This window comes from Streptomyces sp. NPDC017202 (assembly GCF_044331705.1).
Classification (GTDB): Bacteria; Actinomycetota; Actinomycetes; order Streptomycetales; family Streptomycetaceae; genus Streptomyces.
This window is the reverse complement of the sequence record NZ_JBIRNP010000018.1, coordinates 19,725-41,529: the sequence shown is the minus strand read 5'-3', so window position 1 is coordinate 41,529 and position 21,805 is coordinate 19,725. Positions and strand designations below refer to the sequence as shown.

The window sequence follows — 21,805 nt, the reverse complement described above, 5'->3', positions numbered from 1 at the left end:
GCGCATACGGCAGGATGAGCGGTCGCGTCCGTGCACGGGACGGGCGCGACCGCACTTCGCACTTCCCGGAACCGAGCAGGTGACCCACGTGACGACACATCACATCCGGCCGTCGGCGCCCCCCTTCGCCGCGAACCGTCCCTCCGGAGGCGACCGGTGAACCGCGCGCTGACCCTCGACGACGCCGTCCTCGCCGGAATAGCCCTGGCCGCCGGCCTGTTGGTGGCGTTCGCGTCGCGGACGCTGCTGCGCTGGCTGGCCAAGCACGCCAAGCGCACCAAGTGGAGCGGCGACGACGTCGTCGTGGACGCGCTGCGCACGGTCGTGCCGTGGGCGGCGCTGGTGGGCGGCGGGGCGGCCGCGGCGGCCGTACTGCCGCTGACCAGGCCCGTCCAGCACACCGTCAACCAGAGTCTGACCGTCCTGCTGATCTTCGCGGTGACGGTGTCGGCGGCCCGGGTGATCGCCGGGCTGGTGCAGAGCGTCACCCACGCCCGCTCCGGGGTGGCCGGATCCGCCACCATCTTCGTGAACATCACGCGGGTGCTGGTCCTGGCGCTCGGTTTCCTGGTCGCGCTCCAGAGCCTCGGCATCTCGATAGCGCCGATGCTGACCGCCCTCGGCGTCGGCGGTCTGGCCGTCGCGCTGGCCCTCCAGGACACCCTCGCGAACCTCTTCGCGGGCATCCACATCCTCGCCTCCAAGACCGTGCAGCGCGGCGACTACATCCGGCTCAGCAGCGGTGAGGAGGGCTACGTCGAGGACATCAACTGGCGGCAGACGACCGTGCGCGCCCTCTCCAACAACCTGGTCGTCATCCCCAACGGGCAGCTCGCCAAGTCGAACATGACCAACTTCATGCGCCCCGAGCAGCAGCTGACCATCCTGGTGCAGGTGGGGGTCGCCTACGACAGCGACCTGGAGCACGTCGAGCGGGTCACCTGCGAGGTGGTCACCGAGGTGATGACCGAGACCACCGGCGCCGTGCCCGACCACGAGCCGCTGGTCCGCTTCCACACCTTCGGCGACTCCCGGATCGGTTTCACGGTGATCCTCGGCGTCGGCGAGTTCAGCGACCAGTTCCGGATCAAGCACGAGTTCATCAAGCGCCTGCACCGCCGCTACCGCGCCGAGGGCATCCGCATCCCGGCGCCCGCCCGCACCGTGGCGCTCCAGCAGGGCGCGGTGGTCATCCCGCAGCAGCGCGCGGGCGAGGACCTGGTGCCGCCCGCGGCCCTGCACGACTGATCCCGCCGGACGACCCGGCCGGCCCGGACACCCTGGACGCACCGGCAGGGCTTCGGGCCCCGGGGGCCGGACGGCCCGAGGGGCGGAGAGCTCGAGGGGCGGAGAGCTCAGGGTGCGGCGGCCGGTCCGGAAAGGACCGGCCGCCGTGGGGTCCTGTCGAGTCCGGGTCGGTCACGAGATATCTTGATGTCGAGCAATGTTGCAGACGTGGAGCGGAGCACCGGTGACTGACTCGACCATCATCTATACGCACACTGACGAGGCCCCGGCCCTGGCGACGTATTCCTTCCTGCCGGTGGTCCAGGCGTACGCCTCGCAGGCCGGTGTCTCCGTGGAGACGCGGGACATCTCGCTGGCGGGACGCATCATCGCCGTGTTCCCGGAGTACCTGACCGAGGACCAGCGCATCCCGGACGCCCTGCACGAACTGGGCGAGCTGGCGAAGACGCCCGAGGCGAACATCATCAAGCTGCCGAACATCTCGGCGTCGATCCCGCAGCTCAAGGCCGCGATCGCCGAGCTGCAGGCGCAGGGCTACGCGCTGCCGGCCTACCCGGACGACCCGCGGACCGACGAGGAGCGGGACGTCCAGGCCCGCTACGACAAGGTCAAGGGCTCGGCCGTGAACCCGGTCCTGCGCGAGGGCAACTCCGACCGCCGCGCCCCCGCGTCGGTCAAGAACTACGCCAAGACCCACCCGCACCGCATGGGCGCCTGGTCGTCGGAGTCCAAGACCAACGTCGCGACCATGGGCGAGAACGACTTCCGCTCCACCGAGAAGTCCGCCGTGATCTCCGAGGCCGGCGCGCTGCGCATCGAGCTGGTCGGCGAGGACGGCACCACCACCGTCCTGCGCGAGTCCGTCCCCGTCCTGGAGGGCGAGGTCGTCGACGCCTCCGTCCTGCACGTGGCCGCGCTGCGCGAGTTCCTGACCGCCCAGATCGCCCGCGCCAAGGCCGACGACGTGCTGTTCTCGGTGCACCTCAAGGCCACGATGATGAAGGTCTCCGACCCGATCATCTTCGGTCACGTGGTGCGCGCCTTCTTCCCGAAGACCTTCGAGCAGTACGGCGCGACCCTGGCCGCCGCCGGCCTGACCCCGAACGACGGTCTCGGCGGCATCCTCAAGGGCCTGGAGACCCTGCCCGAGGGCGACGCGATCAAGGCCTCCTTCGAGGCCGAGCTGGCCGAGGGCCCGGCCCTGGCGATGGTCGACTCCGACAAGGGCATCACCAACCTGCACGTGCCGTCCGACGTCATCGTCGACGCCTCGATGCCGGCCATGATCCGCACCTCCGGCCACATGTGGGGCCCGGACGGCCAGGAGGCCGACACCCTCGCGGTGCTGCCGGACTCCTCCTACTCGGGTGTCTACCAGGCCGTCCTCGACGACTGCCGCGCCCACGGCGCCTTCGACCCGTCGACCATGGGCTCGGTCCCGAACGTCGGCCTCATGGCGCAGAAGGCCGAGGAGTACGGCTCCCACGACAAGACCTTCGAGATCAAGACCGCCGGCACGGTCCGCCTGGTCGACCGGGCCGGCAACGTCGTCCTGGAGCAGCCGGTCGCCGCGGGCGACATCTTCCGCGCCTGCCAGACCAAGGACGCCCCGATCCGCGACTGGGTCAAGCTGGCCGTCACCCGCGCCCGCGCCACCGGCGCCCCGGCCGTGTTCTGGCTGGACGAGACCCGCGCCCACGACGCGCAGCTCATCGCCAAGGTCGAGGCGTACCTGGCGGAGCACGACACCGAGGGCCTGGACATCCGGATCCTCGCCCCGGTCGAGGCCACCAAGCTGTCGGTGGAGCGCATCCGACGTGGCGAGGACACGATCTCGGTCACGGGCAACGTCCTGCGCGACTACCTCACCGACCTGTTCCCGATCCTGGAGCTGGGCACCAGCGCCAAGATGCTGTCGGTGGTCCCGCTGATGGCGGGCGGCGGCCTGTTCGAGACGGGCGCCGGCGGCAGCGCGCCGAAGCACGTCCAGCAGCTGGTCAAGGAGAACTACCTGCGCTGGGACTCCCTCGGTGAGTTCTTCGCGCTGGTCCCGTCGCTGGAGCAGTACGCCGACTTCACCGGCAACTCCCGCGCGAAGGTCCTCGCCGACGCCCTCGACCGCGCCACGGCGACCTTCCTCAACGAGGACAAGTCCCCGACCCGTCGCGTCGGCGGCATCGACAACCGCGGCAGCCACTTCTACCTGTCCCTGTACTGGGCGCAGGAGCTGGCGCAGCAGACCGACGACGCCGACCTCGCGAAGGCCTTCGCCTCGCTCGCCGAGACCCTCGCGGCGAACGAGCAGAAGATCGTCGAGGAGCTGAACGCCGTCCAGGGCGAGCCGGCCGACATCGGCGGCTACTACCAGCCCGACCCGGCGAAGGCGGCGGCGGTCATGCGCCCGTCGGCCACCTGGAACGAGCTGCTCGCCTCCCTGAGCTGACGCCCGTCCGCCGAACCTCCGCCCCGACCGGCACACCGCCCGGCCGGGGCGGAGGCGCGTCCGGGCGCGGTCACGACCACGACTCGGGGCGGGGGCAGGTGTCGGGCGGAGGGGCACGCCGGGCGGGGCACGGTGATGTGGCACCTTGATCAGGCCGCTTGCGGTCGCGGAACTGGTCGACGCGGTCTCCGGCTGACGGACGCGGGGCCCGGTGGGCGCGGGCCCTGGTGGGCACGTGGGGCCTGTCGTGGGAGGGCCGCCCCCACCCCGGGGCCGGCCGGTTCCCGCCCCGTCCGCCGGGACTGCCGCGGTCACGCGGTCACGCGGTCACGCGGTCACGCGGTCACGCGGTCACGCGGTGGACGGTGTCAGGCGCGCATCCACTCGGTGACCACCACCTCGCCGCCCGCGCGCAGGCGCAGGGCGAACGGGCCGGTGGGCCGGGCCTCGCTGGTGAAGCGGCCCATGTCGTCGGCGGTCAGGGCCGCTCCGGCGCGGGGGCCGTCGAGTACCTCGACGGAGGCGGACTGCGGGGGCAGCAGCTGGCCCATGATGCCGCGGGAGGTCACCTCGACGTCGACGGTCAGCCCGCCGGTGTGGAAGGTGAGCATCCGCGGGACGTCCACCGCTCCCCTGACCGGGATGGCGTCGACCAGCGAGTCGAAGGTCAGCTCGGCGATCTTCGCGTCGAGGTCGTGCAGCGCGTAGGCCTCGACGGCGAGCAGCCGCAGCTCGGCCGGTACCGGGTCGAGGATCGCGGCGGCCTCGCGGAGTTCCGCCTCCAGGCCCGTGTGGTCGGACTGCCGGTCGGACCGCGCGTCGTGGCGGGTGTCGTCGAAGGCGTCGCCGTCGAAGGTGTCGTCGTCCATGTCGTCGTCCATGTGGCTCACAAGGCTCCCCGTGCGTCGAGTCGGGCCCGCAGGCGGCGCAGGCATCGCTGGCGCATCGGTCCGATGCTGCCCACGGCGATGCCCAGGGCGGCCGAGACCTCCTGGTAACTGGGCGGCGGCGAGGAGATCAGCACCCGCAGCAACTGCCGGCAGCGCTCACCGAGCGCCTCGAACTCCTGCCAGAGGTGGCGGACGCGCTCGCTCTGCGCGGCCGCCTCCTCCGAGTCCAGCACCGACTGTTCCGGCGTACGGTCCTCGCTGACCCGGTCGAGCAGCTGGGGATCGTCCGTCGGGGTGAGCCGGCGCAGGCTCTTGATCACTTTCAGGCACTCGTTGCGCGTGGTGCTCGCCAGCCAGGAACCCGCCTTGTCGGGTTCGCGGATCCGCCCGAGGTGCTGGGCGAACCGGAACCACACGGTCTGGTACACCTCGTGCCCGTCGGCGTCGGAGAGCCGGTGCGCGCGCACGACGGACCACACCAGCGGGCTCAGCCCTTCCACGATCGCCTTCCAGGCCGCCGTGTCGCCGTCGACGGCGGACCGGACGAGCGCGCCGACTTCACTACGGTCCACGGTCCCACCCCTTGTGTACGGCACGTCATCGTACGCCGTGACGGGGCCGGACCCGGACCTCATGACGCCCTCACGCCGGCACGGCCGGCTGCCCGACGGGCACCGGTGTCCAGGTGGCCGGCAGCAGCGCCGGCACGTGGGCTCCGCGCACCTCGGCCGGTTCGGCGTGCGCGGCGAGCAGTTCGCGGGCGGCGGCGCGCGGGTCGGTCAGGCCGTTGGCCGTCATGTGCGCGGCGACGAGACCGGCGACGACGGGCGTCGCGAAGGAGGTGCCGCTCCACGAGGCCAGTCCTTCGAACATGACCTGGTCGGGCTTGCCCGTGCCGGCCGCCCGCTCCTCGCTCAACACCCCGGTGTGGCGCGGCGACTGGCAGGTGCAGGCGTAGGTGAAGCCGTAGCGGCAGGCGTCGTAGGTGGAGTGCTGGTACACGTACGGGACGGGGCTGCCGAATCCGGTGAGGGCGCTGGTGAGGCGCTCGCCGGGGGCGTAGACCCGTACCCAGGGGCCGTGGTTGCTGAAGCAGGCGCCGAACTCCCCGTCGCCGCGCAGCGCGCCGACCGACAGCACCGCGTCCGCGTACTCGGGCAGGGCGGCGTAGGCGGCGGGCCAGAAGGGCGTGGCACTGGCGTTGTTGCCCGCGGCGGCCACCAACAGGGTGTGCTGCGAACGCAGTTCCTCCATGAAGGCGGCCACGCCGAGCAGGCCGTCGACGCGGCCGTTGGAGGTGCCGGCGGAGAGGCTGAGGATGTCGGGCCAGCCGCCCTGTTCGACGGCCTCGAACAGCTTGTCGCCGAAGTCGTACTCGAGGATCGCGCCGGCGTCGTTGAGGGTGTTGCGCACGGTGATGTCGGTGTCGGGGGCGACGGCCGCGACGAGCCCGGCGATGAACGTGCCGTGGCCGACGTACTGCTGGAGGACGCCGTCGTCGTCGGTCTCCCGGATCTGCGCGTCGCCCCCGGTGCGGGCGAGGAGGGGGTAGGAGCGGTGGTCGTGCATCAGGCCGGTGTCGACGACGAGCACGCCGACGGCGCCGGCCGGGTCGTGGGCGGCCTGCGCCGGGGCCGGGTTGGGCGTCGCGTCGTAGGCGGCGGGCACCGGCTCGTCGCCGGGGCAGGCGTTGACCGCGATGGACACCACGTGGTTGCGGCTGACCAGCCGGCGGCCCACACGGTCCTCGGTGCCGCGCAGGGCGCGCAGGGCGCCCGCGACGGCACGGTCCGTGCCGGGCACGCCCTGGCCGGGGTCGGCGACCTGGATGCGGGTGATGCCGGAGCGGTTGGCCTGCGGTCCGGCCCGGCGCACGTGGTCGGGGGTGAGATCGGGGGCCGCGGTGAAGTGGGTGCGGACGGCGTCCTCGACGACCTGGGCCTCCTCGCCGTCGCGTGCGAGGACGACGCCCTTCTCGTAGATGAACTCGGCGGAGTCGTCCGGTCCCATCGCCAACGGCACGCCCGGCAGCGCGCGTTGGATCTGACCGAACTGCTCGTGGAATCTCCGTGGTGCCATGACCCGTCCTCCCCTGAACCCGATGCTCGTCTATCAGACCCGCGGAACCCCTGTCTGATACAGGTGGTGCGACGACAGCGGGGAGGGGCGCGGTTGCGACCGCGCGCCCTCGGCGTGCGCGGCGGTGCGCGGCCGCGTTTCGAGAGGCGCACGACGGGCGGTGCGCGGCCTCGCTTCGGGGGACGCGGGACGGGCGGTGCGCGCGTCCCGTTGACACAACGTCTCACAAGTACGACCTGAAACGACCTCAGCCCTGTGTGCGATGCGACCGGAGCACTACCATCCGTGGGGTGACAGCGGGAAACGACGCGGTCCTCGAACTGCTGCCCATGGTGTTCGCCGCCCCCAACGACGCCCTGGCACGGGCGGAGGGAGTGCTTCACACCGATCCCCCGCCCCTGCACGCCTCGGTCGCCCACCAGGTGATCGGCATCTGGCAGCGGGACTGGGGCGACCTGCGTCTCGCCCTGGACCACCTGCGGCGCGCCCGCACGCTGGCGGCGCGCGCCGACTCCGCGGAGCGGGAGGCGGACGTCCTGGCCACCCTCGGCGTGGCCCTGGTCCACGCGGGCCGCACCCGGCAGGGCCTGGCGGCGTTCGAACGGGGCATCGAGCGCGGCACGGGGCACACCCGCGCGCGCGTGCGGTACCGGCGGGCGTACTCCTGGTGGGTGCTGGGCCATCACCGCGAGGCGCTGGACGACCTGCGCCGGGCGATCACCGTGCTGCGGCAGGCGGACGACGTCATCTGGACGGCGCGCGCCCTCACCCTGCGCGCCACCGTGCACCTGGCGCTCGGCGCGGTGGACCGGGCCGACGCCGACTTCACGGCGGCCGAGGCGCTGTGGGACACCACCGGCCAGGAGCACGACAAGGCCGACGCGGTGGAGAGCAGGGGGCTGGCCGCGTTCCGCTCGGGGGACGTCCCGGCGGCCCTGCGGCTGCTGGACGAGGCCGAGGAGCGGTACGCCAAGCTGGGCACGCCCACCTTCATGCTCGACATCCGGCGCTGCGAGGTGCTGATGGCGGCCGGGCTGGCGCCCGAGGCGCTGGCCGAGGCGGACGCGGCGATCACGGTCCTCGACGGGATCGGCGGGCAGTCCACCCGCAAGGCGGAACTGCTGCTGGCCGCGGCGAAGGCGGCCCGGCTGGCGGGCGATCCGGGCACGGCGACCGCGCGGGCGGCGCTGGCCGTGCGGCTGTTCGCCGGCCAGCGCCGCACCTGGTGGGAGGCGCACGCCCAACTCGTGCTGATCGAGGCCCGGGTGGCGACCGGGCGGAGTTCGGGGCGGCTGGTCGCGGACGCGGTGCGGGTGGCGGAACGGCTGTCCTCCTTCGGGGCACCCGCCGCGCCGGAGGGCTGGCTGCTGGCGGGCCGGATCGCGCTGGACCTGCACTGGACCGAGGACGCCGAACGCTATCTGGCGGTCGCCGCCCGCAGCCGGCGCAGCGGGCCGCCGCTGGCGCGGATGACGGGCTGGGCGGCGCAGGCGCTGTGGGCGCGGGCGACCGGTTCGGGGCGGGGCGTACTGGAGGCCTGCCGGCGCGGCCTCGACGTCCTCGACGACCACCGCACGACGCTGGGCGCCTCCGAGCTGCGGGCCCGTGCCACCGCCCAGGGAGCCGAACTCGCCGCGCTCGCCCAGCAGGTGAGCCTGGAACGGGGCGGGCCGCGGCGACTGCTGGTGTGGAGCGAGCGCTGGCGGGCCACCGTCCTGTCCGCGCCGCCCACCCGGCCGCCCGCCGATCCCGCGCTGCTCAGCGGACTGACCGCCTACCGGGAGATCGCCGCCCGCGCGGAGGGCGCGCGGATGGACGGCCGTCCGGTGCCGACGCTGGAGCGCGAGCAGCGCCGTCTGGAGCGGGAGATCCGCTCCCGCACCCTGCACATCCGGGGTGATTCCCCCGGGGACGGCGACCGGTTCGACGTGGGCCGGCTGCTGGAACGGCTCGGCGACGAGCGGCTGGTGGAGATCGCCGTACTGGACGGGCGGGTGCAGGTGCTGCTGTGCGGGGGCGGGCGGGTGCGCGGGTTCGCGGGCGGGCCGGTGGCCGAGGCGGAACGGGAGGCCGAGCACGTGCAGGCCGGGCTGCGGCGGCTGGCGCACCCCGGCGCGGACGCACGGCTGCCGGTGGTGGAGGCGGCCGGCCGGCGACTGGAGAACCTGCTGCTGGGCGAGGCCGCCGCGCAGTTGGGGCCCGGCCCGGTCGTGATCGTCCCCCCGGCCCGGCTGCACCAGGTGCCGTGGGCGCTGCTGCCGGCCCTGCGGGAGCGGGTGCTCAGCGTGTCGCCGTCGGCGGGCAGTTGGCTGCGGGCCCGGGAGACCGACCCCGTGCCGGGCGGGCGGCACGTGCTGGTGCGGGGGCCGGGCCTGGCGTCCGGGGGTGCCGAGGTGCCGGAGGTGGCGGGCCGGTACGGCAGGCCGACGGTGCTGGAGCACGCGGACGCGCGGGTGCCGCGGGTGCTGGAGGCACTGGACGGGGCCGCGCTGGCGCACATCGCCGCCCACGGCACCTTCCGGGCGGACAGTCCCATGTTCTCGTCCCTGCGCATGGCCGACGGCCCGCTGATCGTGCACGACTTCGAACGCCTGGCCCGCAGTCCGTACCGGATCATCCTCTCCAGCTGCGACACCGCCCGCCTCGCCTCGGTGGGCGCCGACGAACTCCTCGGCCTGGTCACGGCGTTGCTGCCGCTCGGCACGGCCGGAGTGGTGGCGAGCAGCGCACCGGTCAACGACGAGGCGGTGGTCGCGCTGATGCTGGCCCTGCACAAGGGGGTCAGCGCCGGCCTGTCCCTGGCGGAGGCGCTGCGCGACGCCCGCGCCGCCCTGCCGGGGGACGCGCTGCACCAGGCGACGGGGTGGGCGTTCACCGCCTTCGGAGCCGCGTGAACGCCCCTGGCCCGGCGGACGGGGGCCCTCGTGGCCCCGGCGGACGGGAACACCCGCCGCCCGCCACCTACCGCCCGCCGCCTACCGCCCGTCACCCGGCGCCCACTGGACGTGGGCGCCCGCCGCCCGCCGCCCGGCGGATCAGGCCGTCCGGGTGTCGGGCAGGTCCACCAGCCACGGCAGCGCCGCGCGGTCGCTCGCGCCGAGGCGGGTGTACGCGCCGTACAGGTGATTGCCGACGGTGCGGACGGACAGGGTCAGCCGCTCGGCGATCTGCCGGTTGCTGAGGCCGGCCGCCGCGAGCGTGACGATCTGGCGCTGCCGGGCGGTGAGTTCGCCCAGCACCAGTCCCGCCAGGGCGGGGGTACGGGCGCCCTGGCACCGGCGGGCCAGGGCGACGGCGCGGGTGCGCGCGGTGCGGGCCGCGCGCGGATCCCGGTGCAGTTGCGCGGCCCGTGCGTGCGCCTCGGCCGCGAACAGCAGGAAGCCCCGCTCCTCCAGCTCGGCGGCGACCCCGTCGAGTCCGGGCCCGTCCCCGCGGGCCAGGGCCTCGGCGTGCCGCGCGAAGACGCCGCCTTTGGGAGCGGCCCGCCGCACGGCGTCACCGGCGCTCGCCCGGTCCGGCGTTCCGGACGGCGTTCCGGACGGCGTTCCGGACGGCGTTCCGGACGGCGTTCCGGACGGCGTTCCGGACGGCGTTCCGGACGGCGTTCCCCGCCTCACCACGAACCGGCTCGGCGGAGTGGAAAGCGGCCGTGGCGGCGACTCGACCCGTCCGGCCTCCGGGGAGGAGGCCCGTCCGGGGCCGCGGGCGGGGGCGAACTCCTCCCCCAGCCCCTCCGTCGCGCAGCCCAGTTCGAACAGACAGCCCGCGTCCCCCGGCGTCCCCGCCAACCCCTCGCGTGCCCAGGCCACCGCCTCCCGCAGTTCCCCCCGCAGCCGGGCGAAGCGCGCCCGCACCGCCGCGTACCCGGCCGGAACCGGTTCCCCCTCCCCCACCAGCCAGTCCCCCACCGGCGCCACCCCCGACCGCACGTCCGCCGCGTCGATCCGCCGCAGCAACTCCGCCGCCTCCGTCTCCAGCGCCGCCCCGCACGGCGGCCGGCCCGCCGCCAGCCGCCGGGCCCGCAGCCTCCCCGCGGCCGCCCGCAGCAGCGGACCGTGCAGCGGGGAAGCGAGCCGAACCGCCGCGTCGTCGTCGGCCCGGACCAGCCCCTCGGCCTCCAGCCGTTCGAGAACGTCCAGGTCCGGCCCGGCCGCCGCCGCGGCCAGTGGCAGCGGCTCCGCGAAGGCGAGCCGGTCGAGGACCTCCCGCTCCTCGGGGCGGGACCGGCCGAGCACGGCGGCGGCCCGCTCGCGCAGGGCGGGGGTCACCGGGACCGGCCCCCGCCACCTCCACTCCCGACCGTCCGTCCCCCGGTCGAACCGCCCCTGGTCCCGCAGCGCGTCCAGCAGGTCACGCAGCACACTGAGGTCGCCCCCGGCCAGCCGGTGCAGCCGGTTGACGGTGAGCGGCTCCGGACCGGCCCCGGCCACGGCGGCCAGCACCCGGGCGACGTCCGCACGGGGCAGGGGCTCCAGGGCCAGCCGCGGCAGGAGGTCACCCGAACGCAGACGGGCCACGGCGTCCGGCGCCGGCACTCCGTCCGCGACGAGGATCAGCAGCCGGGTGCGTCCCTGCACGGCCAACTGGTGGACGACGGCCGCGGAGTCGTCGTCCAGCAGCTGGGCGTCGTCGACCAGCAGCAGCCGCACACCGGACAGCAGGTGGACCGCGCGGTGCAGGGTGACGCCCTCGGGCAGGAGGTGAGCGAAGGCGGCGAAGGCCGTGCCGCGGGTCTCCGGCGTGCCGGCCACCCGCACGCACTCCGCCGCGCGCACCGCCTCCGCGGCCAGCCGACTGCGGCCGACGCCCGGCGGCCCGGTCACCACGGCGCCCGGCCGCCCGGCACCCAACGCACCGCGCAGCAACTCCAGTTCGTCCTCACGGCCGGTGAACGGCCACGGCAGCGAGGAGAGCGGCCGAAGGGGCCTTGCGTCATGCACGGAGGCGTCACGCACAGAGGTGTCATGCAGGGAGGTGTCATGTACGGAGGTGTCGTGCAGGGAGGTGTCATGTACGGAGGTCGTCACGTCTACAGGAGTCCGCCTACTCAGGCCTGATACAGGGCGACTTGAGTAGGCACCGACTCAGGCCCCGGGCACCGCTCCCGGGCAATCTGGTGGCCATGACCGCCCGTTACTGCTCGCTGACGCGGCAGCCGGCCCCCGCGTTCGCTCCGGGGCTGGCCGCCGAGCGGCTCGGCGCGCTGATGAGCGGACGCCGCATGTGGGTCAACGGCACCGTGCTGCACTACTGCTTCCTGGACGGCGACAGCGACGGGTCGGTCATCCCGGTGCCGGGTTCCGGGGGGACCCGGTGGGTGTCGTGGGTCGGCGACGAGGCCCAGCGGGAGGTGGTGCGGGACGCGTTCCGCGAGTGGGCGGACCTCGGCATCGGGGTGTCGTTCGCCGAGGTCGACGACCGCTCGGAGGCGGAGTTGCGCGTCGGGTTCCAGCAGGGCGACGGCTCCTGGTCCGCGGTGGGCCGGGACGCGCTGCGGGCGGGTCTGAACGAGCGCACCATGAACTTCGGCTGGGACCTGACCGCGTCCGGGGAGCGCGGGACGGCCCTGCACGAGATCGGGCACGCGCTGGGCATGCAGCACGAGCACCAGAGCCCGTTCGCCGGCATCCACTGGGACGACGAGGCCGTGTACGCCGACCTGGCGGGCCCGCCGAACCACTGGAGCCGGGACCGCACCTACTTCAACGTCCTGCGCAAGCTGGACCCGGCCGAGGTCAACGGCTCGGTGTGGGACCCGCAGTCCGTGATGGAGTATCCGTTCCCGGCGGGGCTGATCCTGGAGCCGGAGCAGTTCCGCGGGGGCGTGCACCCGCCCGGTGGGCTGTCGCCGCTGGACAAGGAGTTCGTGCTCCGCTGGTATCCGCCGCCGGCCGCGTCGCGGCCGCCCGTGCTGGTGCCGTTCCGCTCGGTGCCGCTGTCGCTGGCGGCGGGTGAGCAGGCCGACTTCACGATCGAGCCGCCGGAGACCCGCGAGTACACCTTCGGGACCTTCGGGGACGGTGACGCGGTCGTGGTGGTCTTCGAGGAGCGGGACGGCGAGCCCCGCTTCCTGGCCGGGCGGGACGACGGGGGCACCCCGCACAACGCCGCCGTCAGGGCCCGGCTCGTCAAGGGCCGACGCTACTTCGTCCGTGTCCGGCTGTACTGCGGCTGGGGCGCGGGGGAGACCGCCGTCATGTGCTGGTGACGGCACGGGACGGCGCCGTACGCGCCCAGGACCACAGTCCGGCGCCGGGGGAAAAGGGCCGGCGTCCGTAGCCTTCGGGGGAGGGAGACGGGCGCCGGCCGCACCCGGCGCGGCCCGCGGCGGTGGGGCGTGGACGCGGCTGTGGGGCGTGGATACGGCCGTGGATACGGCCGCCCTGTTCGCGCCGGGGCCGCCCGGCGGTTCACTCCGCGGCCGTGGGGCCCGGCAGCCGGTACACCGACACGTGGGACCGGGACTCGGCGGTGAACTCGGAGCCGGTCCAGTCCGCGTGCCGCGACTCCAGCCCGAAGCCGGCCAACTGGGCCATGAGGTCGAGTTCGGCGGGCCAGACGTAACGGTGCGGGCTGCGGTCCAGCCGCGCCCGCCGGCCGCTGCCGTCGAACCTGAAGTGGTGGGAGACGACGTGCTGGCGCAGCACGTCGTAGGTGTCCAGGCCGATGTAACCGGGCTCGGCGTGCCAGACGGTCGCCTCCTGTCCCGGTGGGAGCCTGCGCAGTTCGGGCACCCACAGCTCGACGACGAACCGCCCGCCGGGTCCCAGGTGGCGGGCGGCGTTGCGGAAGCACGCGACCTGCTCGGCCTGCGTGAGGAGGTTGGAGATCGTGTTGTAGACGAGGTAGACCAGCGTGTACTCCCCCGGTGCGCGGGCCGTGGCCATGTCTCCGACGACCACCGGGATCGCCGACTCGTCGGCCTTGGCGCGCAGTTGTCCGAGCATCGGGCGGGACAGTTCCACGCCGGTGACGGGCACGCCCCGCGCGGCGAGCGGCACCGCCACCCGCCCGGTCCCGATCGCGAACTCCAACGCCCTTCCGCCGGAGGCGAGTTCGGCGAGCCGGTCGACGGCCGGTCCGAGGACCTCGGGGGCGAACATGCCGGTGCCGGGAGTGTCGTAGCGGGCGGCGGTGTCGGCGTCCCAGATCTGCTGCTGCTCCATGGGCTCCACGATGGTCCGGCCTGCGGGAGCTGTCCAACGGTTTGCCGCCCGCGACGGCGGCCACCGCCGAGGGGGCCCGTGACCGGATCCCGGGTACGGGAAAGGCCGCCTTCTCGTCCGAGAAGACGGCCTCCGACCACATCGTGCTGGTCGGGACGACAGGATTTGAACCTGCGACCCCTTGACCCCCAGTCAAGTGCGCTACCAAGCTGCGCCACGTCCCGCCGCGTCCCGCGCCGGTGAACCGTGGGAACGCGCAGGTAAACACTACCGCACGCATACCGGTACCGGCGCCGCGGTCGCGGCCGGACGGGGCGCCGGGCCCGACGGGCGGGCGACACGGCACGGCGGGCGGGCGGGCGGCGCGACGGACAGACGGCACGGCGGACGGGCGGGCGGCACGGCGGACGGGCGGCGCGACGGACAGGCGGCACGGCGGACGGGGACCGGCAGGACAGGCGGGAACCGGCAGGGCGGACGGGAACCGGCAGGGCGGCGAGGCCCGCAAGGGCATGGACTTCGGCGGCCTGCCTCGGATGGCCGCCGGCATCACGGCGACCACCTTCACCGACGACCCGCAGCGCGACCGCGTCCCGGCCGTCGCGCCGGCCGGGGTGCGCGCCGCACGCCGAGCGGCGCGCACCCGAAGGGCGCGACGCCGGGGCGGGCGGATCCGGTCCCTTCCCGGTCACTCGGATGCGACACACGAATTTTCCCCGCGGGTCACATTCGGGCGGACCTTTCGGCCCCGCTTTCCGGACATGCGCTCCAAAGGAACCCATTTCCGTCGCTCGTGCATGTTTCAACAATGTGTGGAGCGGATGGAACGGGTCAGCGAGAAAAGCAATAGATCCGTTTTCCTCCGCCGTGGCCTTTTCTCCGAAGGTGACCGAATCGATGCGGCATGAAACCGGGCGGTCGTTCAAACGTTGACTGGCGAGTAATAAGCCCACTACCTTTCGACGCGCTCCGAAAAGCGCTTTCCACGGTATTCCGCGGTGATCTTCTCCCGCCGGGATCCCGGTGCACGCCTTTGCTGTCCCGAACCCCCCACCGTGCGGTTTCACCTTGATTCGGAGAATCAATGACGTCCGCTGTGCGCTCCGAGGACATGATCATCGGCATCACTCCATTCGGCGAACCCGATGCCGGGCTCGCTCTCGCGATCGCCGGGGCCGGCGGCCTCGGCGTGCTCGATCTCGGGGACGGCGGCCGAAGATCGCGCGAGGCGCTGGCCCGGTTGCGGCGCGCGGCGCCGGGCGGCTTCGGGGTCAGGGTGGGCCCGCGCTGCCGGCTGTCCCCCGCCGACCTCGGGACCGACGGCCCGCACACGGTGGTGCTGGCCGCCGACTCGGCCTGGCCGCTCGGCGAAGTCGTCGCCCGGCACCGTGTCCTCGTCGAGGTCACCGATCTGCCGGGCGCCCGGGAGGCCGCCCGCGCCGGCGCGCACGGTCTGATCGCGCGGGGTGGCGAGTGCGGCGGCCGGACCGGCACGCTGAGCACCTTCGTGCTGCTCCAACAGCTGCTTTCCGCACCGGAGCCGGACCTGCCGGTGTGGGCCTGCGGGGGCATCGGCCCGCACACGGCCGCCGCCGCGGTGGCCGGCGGGGCGGCCGGGGTCGTCCTCGACGGACAGCTCGCGCTGCTGGCCGAATCCGCGCTGCCCGAGGCGACGGCCGCCGTCCTGCGCCCCCTGGACGGCTCGGAGACCGTCGTCGTGGCCGGTCACCGGGTACTGCTGCGCCGGGGGCCCGACGCCCCGCCCCTCCCCGCGGACGCCGGTCCCGAGGAGGTCGCGGCCCTGCTCGGCGGGCGGGACCCGCGCACCCGGCTGCTGCCGGTGGGCCAGGACGGCTTCCTCGCCGCCCGGTTCGCCGACCGCTGGGGGGACGCACGGCGGACGGTGCGGGCGCTGCGGGACGCGGTGCGCGACGCCGTGGGCGACGAGGGGACCGTACGGGCGCCGGCGGCGGGGTCCGCGATGAGCCGCGCGCTGGGCACCCGGCTGCCGGTCGCCCAGGGACCGATGACGCGGGTCAGCGACGAGGCGGGGTTCGCGGCGGCGGTCGCCGCGGACGGGGCGCTGCCGTTCCTGGCGCTGGCACTGGCCGACGGCGAGCGGACGCGGACGATGCTGGCCGGGACGCGGGACGCGGTGGCCGGCCGGCCCTGGGGGGTCGGCGTGCTCGGCTTCGCGCCGGAGGAGGTACGGGCCGCACAGCTGGAGGCCGTACGCGAGGTGCGGCCGACGCACGCGATCATCGCGGGCGGGCGGCCCGCGCAGGCACAGGCGCTGGAGCGGGACGGGATCCGGACCTTCCTGCACGTGCCGTCGCCGGGGTTGCTGCGGCAGTTCCTCCAGGCCGGTGCGCGCCGGTTCGTGTTCGAGGGCTCGGAGTGCGGCGGGCACGTCGGACCGCGTCCGAGTTTCCCGCTGTGGGAGGCCCAACTCGCCGTCCTGGAGGACTACGTGGAGGACGGCGGCGACGCCGGTGACCTCGAGGTGTTCTTCGCGGGCGGGGTGCACGACGAGCGGTCCGCCGCGATGGTCGCCGCGCTCGCCGCGCCGCTGACCGCGCGCGGGGCCGCCGTCGGCGTCCTGATGGGCACGGCGTACCTGTTCACCGAGGAGGCGGTGGCGCACGGGGCGATCCGGCCGCTGTTCCAGCGACAGGTGCTGGCCGCCGACCGCACCACGCTGCTGGAGTCGGCTCCGGGGCACGCCACGCGCTGCGTGCCCAGCCCGTTCGCGGCCGGCTACCGCGAGGAGGAGGCCCGGCTGCGCGCCGGAGGAGTCCCCGACCGGCAGATCTGGGAGGAGCTGGAGCGGCTCAACGTCGGACGGCTGCGCCTCGCCAGCAAGGGGGTGACACGGGATGCGGACGGCGCCCTCGCGCCCGTCGACGAGCAACGGCAGCTCGCCGAGGGGATGTTCATGGCGGGCGAGGTGGCCGTGCTGCGCTCGGCGACCACGACGCTCGCCGCGCTGCACGCGTCCGTGACGACGGGAGCGGCCGCGTTCCTGTCCCGGCGGGCCGCCGAACTCGGCGTCGGGAAGGCGCCGCGCCCCCCGGCGCCTGCGCCGCTCGACATCGCCGTCGTCGGCATGGCCTGCATGTTCCCGCAGGCACCCGACCTGTCCACGTTCTGGGCGAACGTCGTGGGGGGCGTGGACGCGGTCGGCGAGGTCCCGGCCGACCGCTGGGACCCGGCCGTGCACCACGGCGCGTCCACCCCGTCGAAGTGGGGCGGCTTCCTGCCGCCGATCCCCTTCGACCCGCTGCGCTACGGCATCCCGCCCGCCTCCCTCGGCCACGTCGAGCCGGTCCAGCTGCTGTCCCTGGAGGCGGCCCGACGGGCCCTGGAGGACGCCGGATACGGCGACGGGGGAAGGGAGTTCGACCGTTCCCGCACCTCGGTGGTGTTCGGCGCGGAGGCCGGCAGCGACCTCTCCAACGCGGCCACCCTGCGGGCCGTGCTGCCCTCCTACTACGGGACGGTGCCGCCGGGCCTGGACGAGCAGCTGCCGCGGCTCACCGAGGACTCCTTCCCGGGCATGCTCGCCAACGTCATCTCCGGCCGGATCGCCAACCGGCTCGATCTGGGCGGCGCCAACTACACCGTCGACGCCGCCTGCGCCTCCTCGCTGGCCGCGGTCGACGCCGCCTGCAAGGAACTCCTCGCCGGCACCAGTGACGTCGTGCTGTGCGGCGGCGCCGACCTGCACAACGGGATCAACGACTACGTCCTGTTCTCCTCGGTGCACGCCCTCTCCCCCACCGGCCGCTCCCGCGCCTTCGACGGCTCGGCCGACGGCATCGCCCTCGGCGAGGGCGTGGCCTGCGTGGTCCTCAAGCGGCTCGCGGACGCCGAGCGCGACGGCGACCGGATCTACGGCGTCGTCAAGGGCCTCGGCTCCTCCAGCGACGGCCGCTCCCTCGGACTGACCGCGCCCCGCCCCGAGGGGCAGCGGTCCGCGCTGGAGCGGGCCTACGCGAGCGCGGGCGTCTCTCCGGCGCGGGTCGGCCTCGTCGAGGCGCACGGCACCGGCACGGTGGTCGGCGACCGCACCGAACTCGCGGTCCTGGACGAGGTGTTCCGCGAGGCGGGCGCCGAGGCGGGCAGCTGTGTGATCGGCTCGGTCAAGTCGCAGATCGGGCACACCAAGTGCGCGGCCGGGCTGGCCGGCCTGATCAAGGCGGTGCTCGCCCTGTACACCGGCGTGCGGCCGCCGACGCTGCACGTCGAGGCGCCCAACGCGGCCTGGGACGCGGACCGCAGCCCGTTCGCCTTCCACACCGAGGCCCGGCCGTGGGCCGCTCCCGCCGGTGAACGCCTGGCCGGGGTCAGCGCGTTCGGCTTCGGCGGCACCAACTTCCACGTGGTGCTGGCCGCCCACGCCGGCGGGGCGCCTTCGGCACGGGGACTGGACGCCTGGCCGGCCGAGCTGTTCGTGTTCCGCGGCCGGGACGAGAAGTCGGCCCGGCACGCGGTGGAGGAGCTGCTGCGGGCCGCCGGGGCGGACGGCCGCCCGTGGCGCCTGCGCGACCTGGCGCTCGGTGCGGCACGGCGCTCGGACGCGAGCACCGACCCGGTGCGGATCGCGGTCGTGGCGAGCGACGTGGACGACCTGACCGGGAAGCTGCGGGCCGTGCTCGACACCCCGGCCGCCGCCGCCCCCGCCGCCCGCGGGATCCACCTGGCCGGTGCCGGGGGCGCCGACGGCGGCAAGGTCGCCTTCCTCTTCCCCGGGCAGGGCAGCCAGCGCCCCGGCATGCTCGCCGAACTGTTCGTCGCCCTGCCCGAGTTGCGCCCGCACCTGGAACTGGGGCGGGCGCACGCCGACACGCTGTACCCGCCGGCCGCGTTCGACGACGCCACCCGGGAGCGGCAGCGGGCCGCCCTCACCGACACGAGGGTGGCGCAGCCGGCCCTCGGCGTGGCCGGGCTCGCCGCGCACGCCCTGCTCACGGCCGTCGGCGTGGAACCGGACATGGCCGCCGGGCACAGCTACGGCGAGCTGGTCGCCCTCTGCGCCGCCGGGGCCCTCGCCCCCGAGACGCTGCTGGAGCTGAGCGGCGAGCGGGCGGCGGCGATCCTCGGGGCCGCCGGGGAGGACCCGGGGACCATGGCCGCGGTCGCCGCCGGCGCCGAGGAGGTGGAGCAGGCCCTCAAGGCGGCCGAAGCACCGGACACCGTCGTCGTCGCAGGCCGCAACTCCCCCCGCCAGACGGTCGTCTCCGGTCCGACCGACGCGGTCGCCGAGGCCGTACGGCTGCTGCGCGAGGCCGGTCTCGACGCCCGGCGGATCCCGGTGGCGTGCGCCTTCCACAGCCCGCTGGTGGCCGGCGCCGGCGACCGCTTCGCCGAGGCCCTCGCGGACCGCCCGGTGCACGCCCCCGAGTTCCCGGTGTGGTCCAACCGCACGGCCGCCCCGTACGCCGCCGACGCGGACGCGGTCCGGGCCGAGCTCGCCGCGCAGATCGGCGCCCCCGTCTCCTTCGTCGAGCAGATCGAGTCGATGTACGAGGCGGGTGCGCGCGTCTTCGTCGAGGCCGGTCCCGGATCGGTGCTGACCCGGCTGGTCGGGCAGATCCTCGGCGAGCGCCCGCACACCGCGGTCGCCTGCGAGCCCCGCCCCGGCGGCGGTCTGCGCGACTGGCTCGACGCCCTCGCCCGGCTGGCCGTCGCGGGCCTGCCGGTGCGCGCCGGACGGCTGCTGCGCGGCCGGGACGCCGTCGACGCGGTACGCGCCCCCGCGCCCCGGCTCCCCGGCTGGACGGTGGACGGGCAGCTCGTCCGCACCGCCGCCGGCGCCCTGCTCCCCGGTGCCCTCGCACCGGCCCGACGAGTCGCGGACACCCTGGAGACGACTGTGACGCCCCATGCCCCGCACGGCCTGCCGTCCGACCGGGACGCGCTCATCGCCGAGTTCCTGCGCACCAGCCGGGAGATGATCGCCGCCCAACGGGACGTGCTGCTCACCTACTTCGGCGGCGCGCCCGGTGCCCCGGTCGCCGCGCCCCTCCCCCCGCAGGCGCCGCTGCCCGCCGTGGCGGCCGTGCCGCAGGCGCCCGGACTGCCGGCCGCGGCGGCGCCGGAGCCGGCGCCGGAGCCGGCGCCGGAGGCCGCCGGGCCCGTGGACGTCCAGCGGGTGGTCCTGGAGATCATCAGCGAACGCACCGGCTACCCGGTCGACATGATCGAACCCGACCTCGACCTGGAGGCGGACCTCAGCATCGACTCCATCAAGCGGGCCGAGATCGCCGGTGAGCTGGCCAGGCGGCTGGGCGCCGGGAGCGGCGCGGACCTCAGCTCGATGGCCGACGCGGACCTGGAGGAGCTGGCGAAGGCGCGTACGGCGGCGGCGGTGACCGGCTGGCTCACGGCCCGGCTGGGCACGCCCGCCGCGCCGGAGACGGCGGCTCCCCCGGACGAGCCGGTTCCCGTGGCGGACGGGCCCGCGCCCGCGGAGGCCGTGGCCGGTGAGCCGCCCCGCCGGCACGTCCTGCGCCCGGTGCTCCTGGACGGTCCCGGCGGTGCCGATCCCGCCGCCCTGTTCCCCGGTACCCGCTGGCTCGTCCTCGGTGACGCCCCCGACGGTGACGCCCCCGGCGTGGCGGCCGCGCTCGCGGCGTCGGGCGCCGAGGTCGTCGTACGCGACCGGGACCACCTGCCGGGTGACGGGGACGGGCCGGTGGACGGGGTGCTGTACCTCGGCGCGCTCGCGGACGACGGCACGTCCGTGCTGCCGGACGCGTTCCCGGTGCTGAAGGCGGCCCTGGCACGCGGGCCCAGGTGGCTGCTGGCCGTCCGGCCGGCCGGCGGCGACGCACGGTCGGCGGGGCTGCGCGGCCTGTTCCGCACCGTGGCCCGGGAGTACCCGGAGACGGTGGCGCGGGTCGTCGACCTCGCCGACGTCTCGCCCGCCGCGGTCGCGGAGGCCGTGGCGCTGGAGGCCGCCGCACCGGACCGTACGCCGGTCGTGGTGCGGTCGGCGGCCGGGCGGCACGGGTTCGAGCTGGTGGAGGCGCCGCTCGGCGCCCTCGCCGGCACGGGCGCCGGCCCGGCCGGGGACGGCGCGGCCGAGGCCGCCGCGCTGGGCCTGGACCGGGACTCGGTGGTGGTGCTGGCCGGCGGGGCGCGGGGCATCACCGCGCAGTTCGCCGCGGCGCTCGCCGGTGCGGCCCGCTGCCGTCTGGAACTCCTCGGCCGCACCCCCGTGCCGGACGCTCCGGAGGACGCGGACACCGCGGCCGCCCGCACCCCGGCACAGCTGCGCGCCGCGCTCGCCGCGCGCGGCGGGGCGACACCGGCCGAGATCAACCGTGCCGCCGAACTCCTGCTCGCGCAGAGGGAGATCAGGGCGACCCTGACGGAACTCGCCGCGCTCGGCAGCCGGGTCCGCTACCGCTCGGTCGACTTCCGCGAGCCGGACGCCGTCCGCCAGGCCGTGAAGGAGATCCACGCCGAGCACGGCCGGCTCGACGGCGTGGTCCACGCGGCCGGGGTGATCGAGGACCGGCTCATCGCCGAGAAGAGCGCCGAGTCCTTCCGCCGGGTCTACGGCACGAAGGCCGGCGGTGCCCGGGCGCTGCTCACGGCGTTGGAGGAACTGCCCGCCGCGCCCGCGTTCACGGTGCTGTTCGGCAGCATCTCCGCCGTCCTCGGCAACCGCGGCCAGGCCGACTACGCGGCGGCCAACGACGCCCTGGAGTCCCTCGGCGCCGCCTTCGCCGCCCGCACCGGCCACCGCGCGCTGACCGTGCACTGGGGCCCCTGGGCGCCCGCCGCCGGGCACGGCGGCATGGTGGGCGCGGAGCTGGCCCGCGAGTACGCCCGGCGCGGCATCCGGCTGATCGACCCGGAGGAGGGCACCGCGGCGCTGCTGCGGGAGCTGGCCTGGGGCGAGGAGTCCGCGACGGCCGTCGTCCACACCGCCTCGGGCTGGTGACCGCCGCCGTGACGCCTCGTCAGGT

At 75.1% G+C, this 21,805-nt stretch carries 10 protein-coding genes and 1 tRNA gene; 5 read left to right on the top strand and 6 right to left on the bottom strand.

Annotation, left to right across the window (positions count from 1 at the left end; genetic code table 11):
* The first annotated feature begins 156 nt into the window (after positions 1 to 156).
* Both ACH4N1_RS27320 and ACH4N1_RS27315 read left to right on the top strand, forming a co-directional pair.
* Positions 157 to 1,248, top strand: a complete 1,092-nt coding sequence (locus tag ACH4N1_RS27320; protein WP_398101013.1) for a mechanosensitive ion channel family protein — start codon at positions 157 to 159, stop codon at positions 1,246 to 1,248.
* A gap of 223 nt (positions 1,249 to 1,471) precedes the next feature.
* Positions 1,472 to 3,691, top strand: a complete 2,220-nt coding sequence (locus tag ACH4N1_RS27315) for an NADP-dependent isocitrate dehydrogenase (RefSeq protein ID WP_398101011.1) — start codon at positions 1,472 to 1,474, stop codon at positions 3,689 to 3,691.
* Between the two features lie 368 nt (positions 3,692 to 4,059).
* On the opposite strand, the gene ACH4N1_RS27310 is transcribed toward ACH4N1_RS27315, so the two are convergent.
* The 3 genes from ACH4N1_RS27310 to ACH4N1_RS27300 are packed head-to-tail and all read right to left on the bottom strand — an operon-like array spanning position 4,060 to position 6,660.
* A complete protein-coding gene (locus ACH4N1_RS27310; RefSeq protein ID WP_398101009.1) occupies positions 4,060 to 4,572 on the bottom strand; it encodes a hypothetical protein in 513 nt (170 codons plus the stop codon).
* A gap of 5 nt (positions 4,573 to 4,577) precedes the next feature.
* Positions 4,578 to 5,216, bottom strand: coding sequence for an RNA polymerase sigma factor (locus ACH4N1_RS27305; protein WP_382784947.1), 639 nt, complete (start codon positions 5,214 to 5,216; stop codon positions 4,578 to 4,580).
* Positions 5,217 to 5,223: 7 nt separating this feature from the next.
* Complete coding sequence (locus ACH4N1_RS27300) at positions 5,224 to 6,660, bottom strand: S8 family peptidase (RefSeq protein ID WP_398101007.1); 1,437 nt, start codon at positions 6,658 to 6,660, stop codon at positions 5,224 to 5,226.
* Between the two features lie 329 nt (positions 6,661 to 6,989).
* Between ACH4N1_RS27300 and ACH4N1_RS27295 the strand changes: the two genes are divergently transcribed.
* Positions 6,990 to 9,554, top strand: coding sequence for a CHAT domain-containing protein (locus ACH4N1_RS27295; RefSeq protein ID WP_398101136.1), 2,565 nt, complete (start codon positions 6,990 to 6,992; stop codon positions 9,552 to 9,554).
* A 141-nt stretch (positions 9,555 to 9,695) separates the two neighbouring features.
* Here ACH4N1_RS27295 and ACH4N1_RS27290 read toward each other — a convergent pair whose 3' ends face one another.
* Positions 9,696 to 11,600, bottom strand: coding sequence for a LuxR C-terminal-related transcriptional regulator (locus ACH4N1_RS27290; RefSeq protein WP_398101005.1), 1,905 nt, complete (start codon positions 11,598 to 11,600; stop codon positions 9,696 to 9,698).
* A gap of 182 nt (positions 11,601 to 11,782) precedes the next feature.
* On the opposite strand from ACH4N1_RS27290, the gene ACH4N1_RS27285 reads away from it, so the two are divergent.
* Positions 11,783 to 12,868 (top strand): M12 family metallopeptidase, encoded by a 1,086-nt coding sequence (locus tag ACH4N1_RS27285; protein ID WP_398101003.1) that lies wholly within the window; start codon positions 11,783 to 11,785, stop codon positions 12,866 to 12,868.
* Positions 12,869 to 13,070: 202 nt separating this feature from the next.
* Here ACH4N1_RS27285 and ACH4N1_RS27280 read toward each other — a convergent pair whose 3' ends face one another.
* Positions 13,071 to 13,826: a class I SAM-dependent methyltransferase gene (locus tag ACH4N1_RS27280; protein WP_398101001.1), complete on the bottom strand. Its 756-nt coding sequence runs from the start codon at positions 13,824 to 13,826 to the stop codon at positions 13,071 to 13,073.
* Between the two features lie 147 nt (positions 13,827 to 13,973).
* Positions 13,974 to 14,050 (bottom strand) — tRNA-Pro (locus tag ACH4N1_RS27275).
* A gap of 860 nt (positions 14,051 to 14,910) precedes the next feature.
* Here ACH4N1_RS27275 and ACH4N1_RS27270 point away from each other — a divergent pair.
* A complete protein-coding gene (locus ACH4N1_RS27270) occupies positions 14,911 to 21,780 on the top strand; it encodes an SDR family oxidoreductase (RefSeq protein WP_398100999.1) in 6,870 nt (2,289 codons plus the stop codon).
* The last annotated feature ends 25 nt before the right edge of the window (positions 21,781 to 21,805 follow it).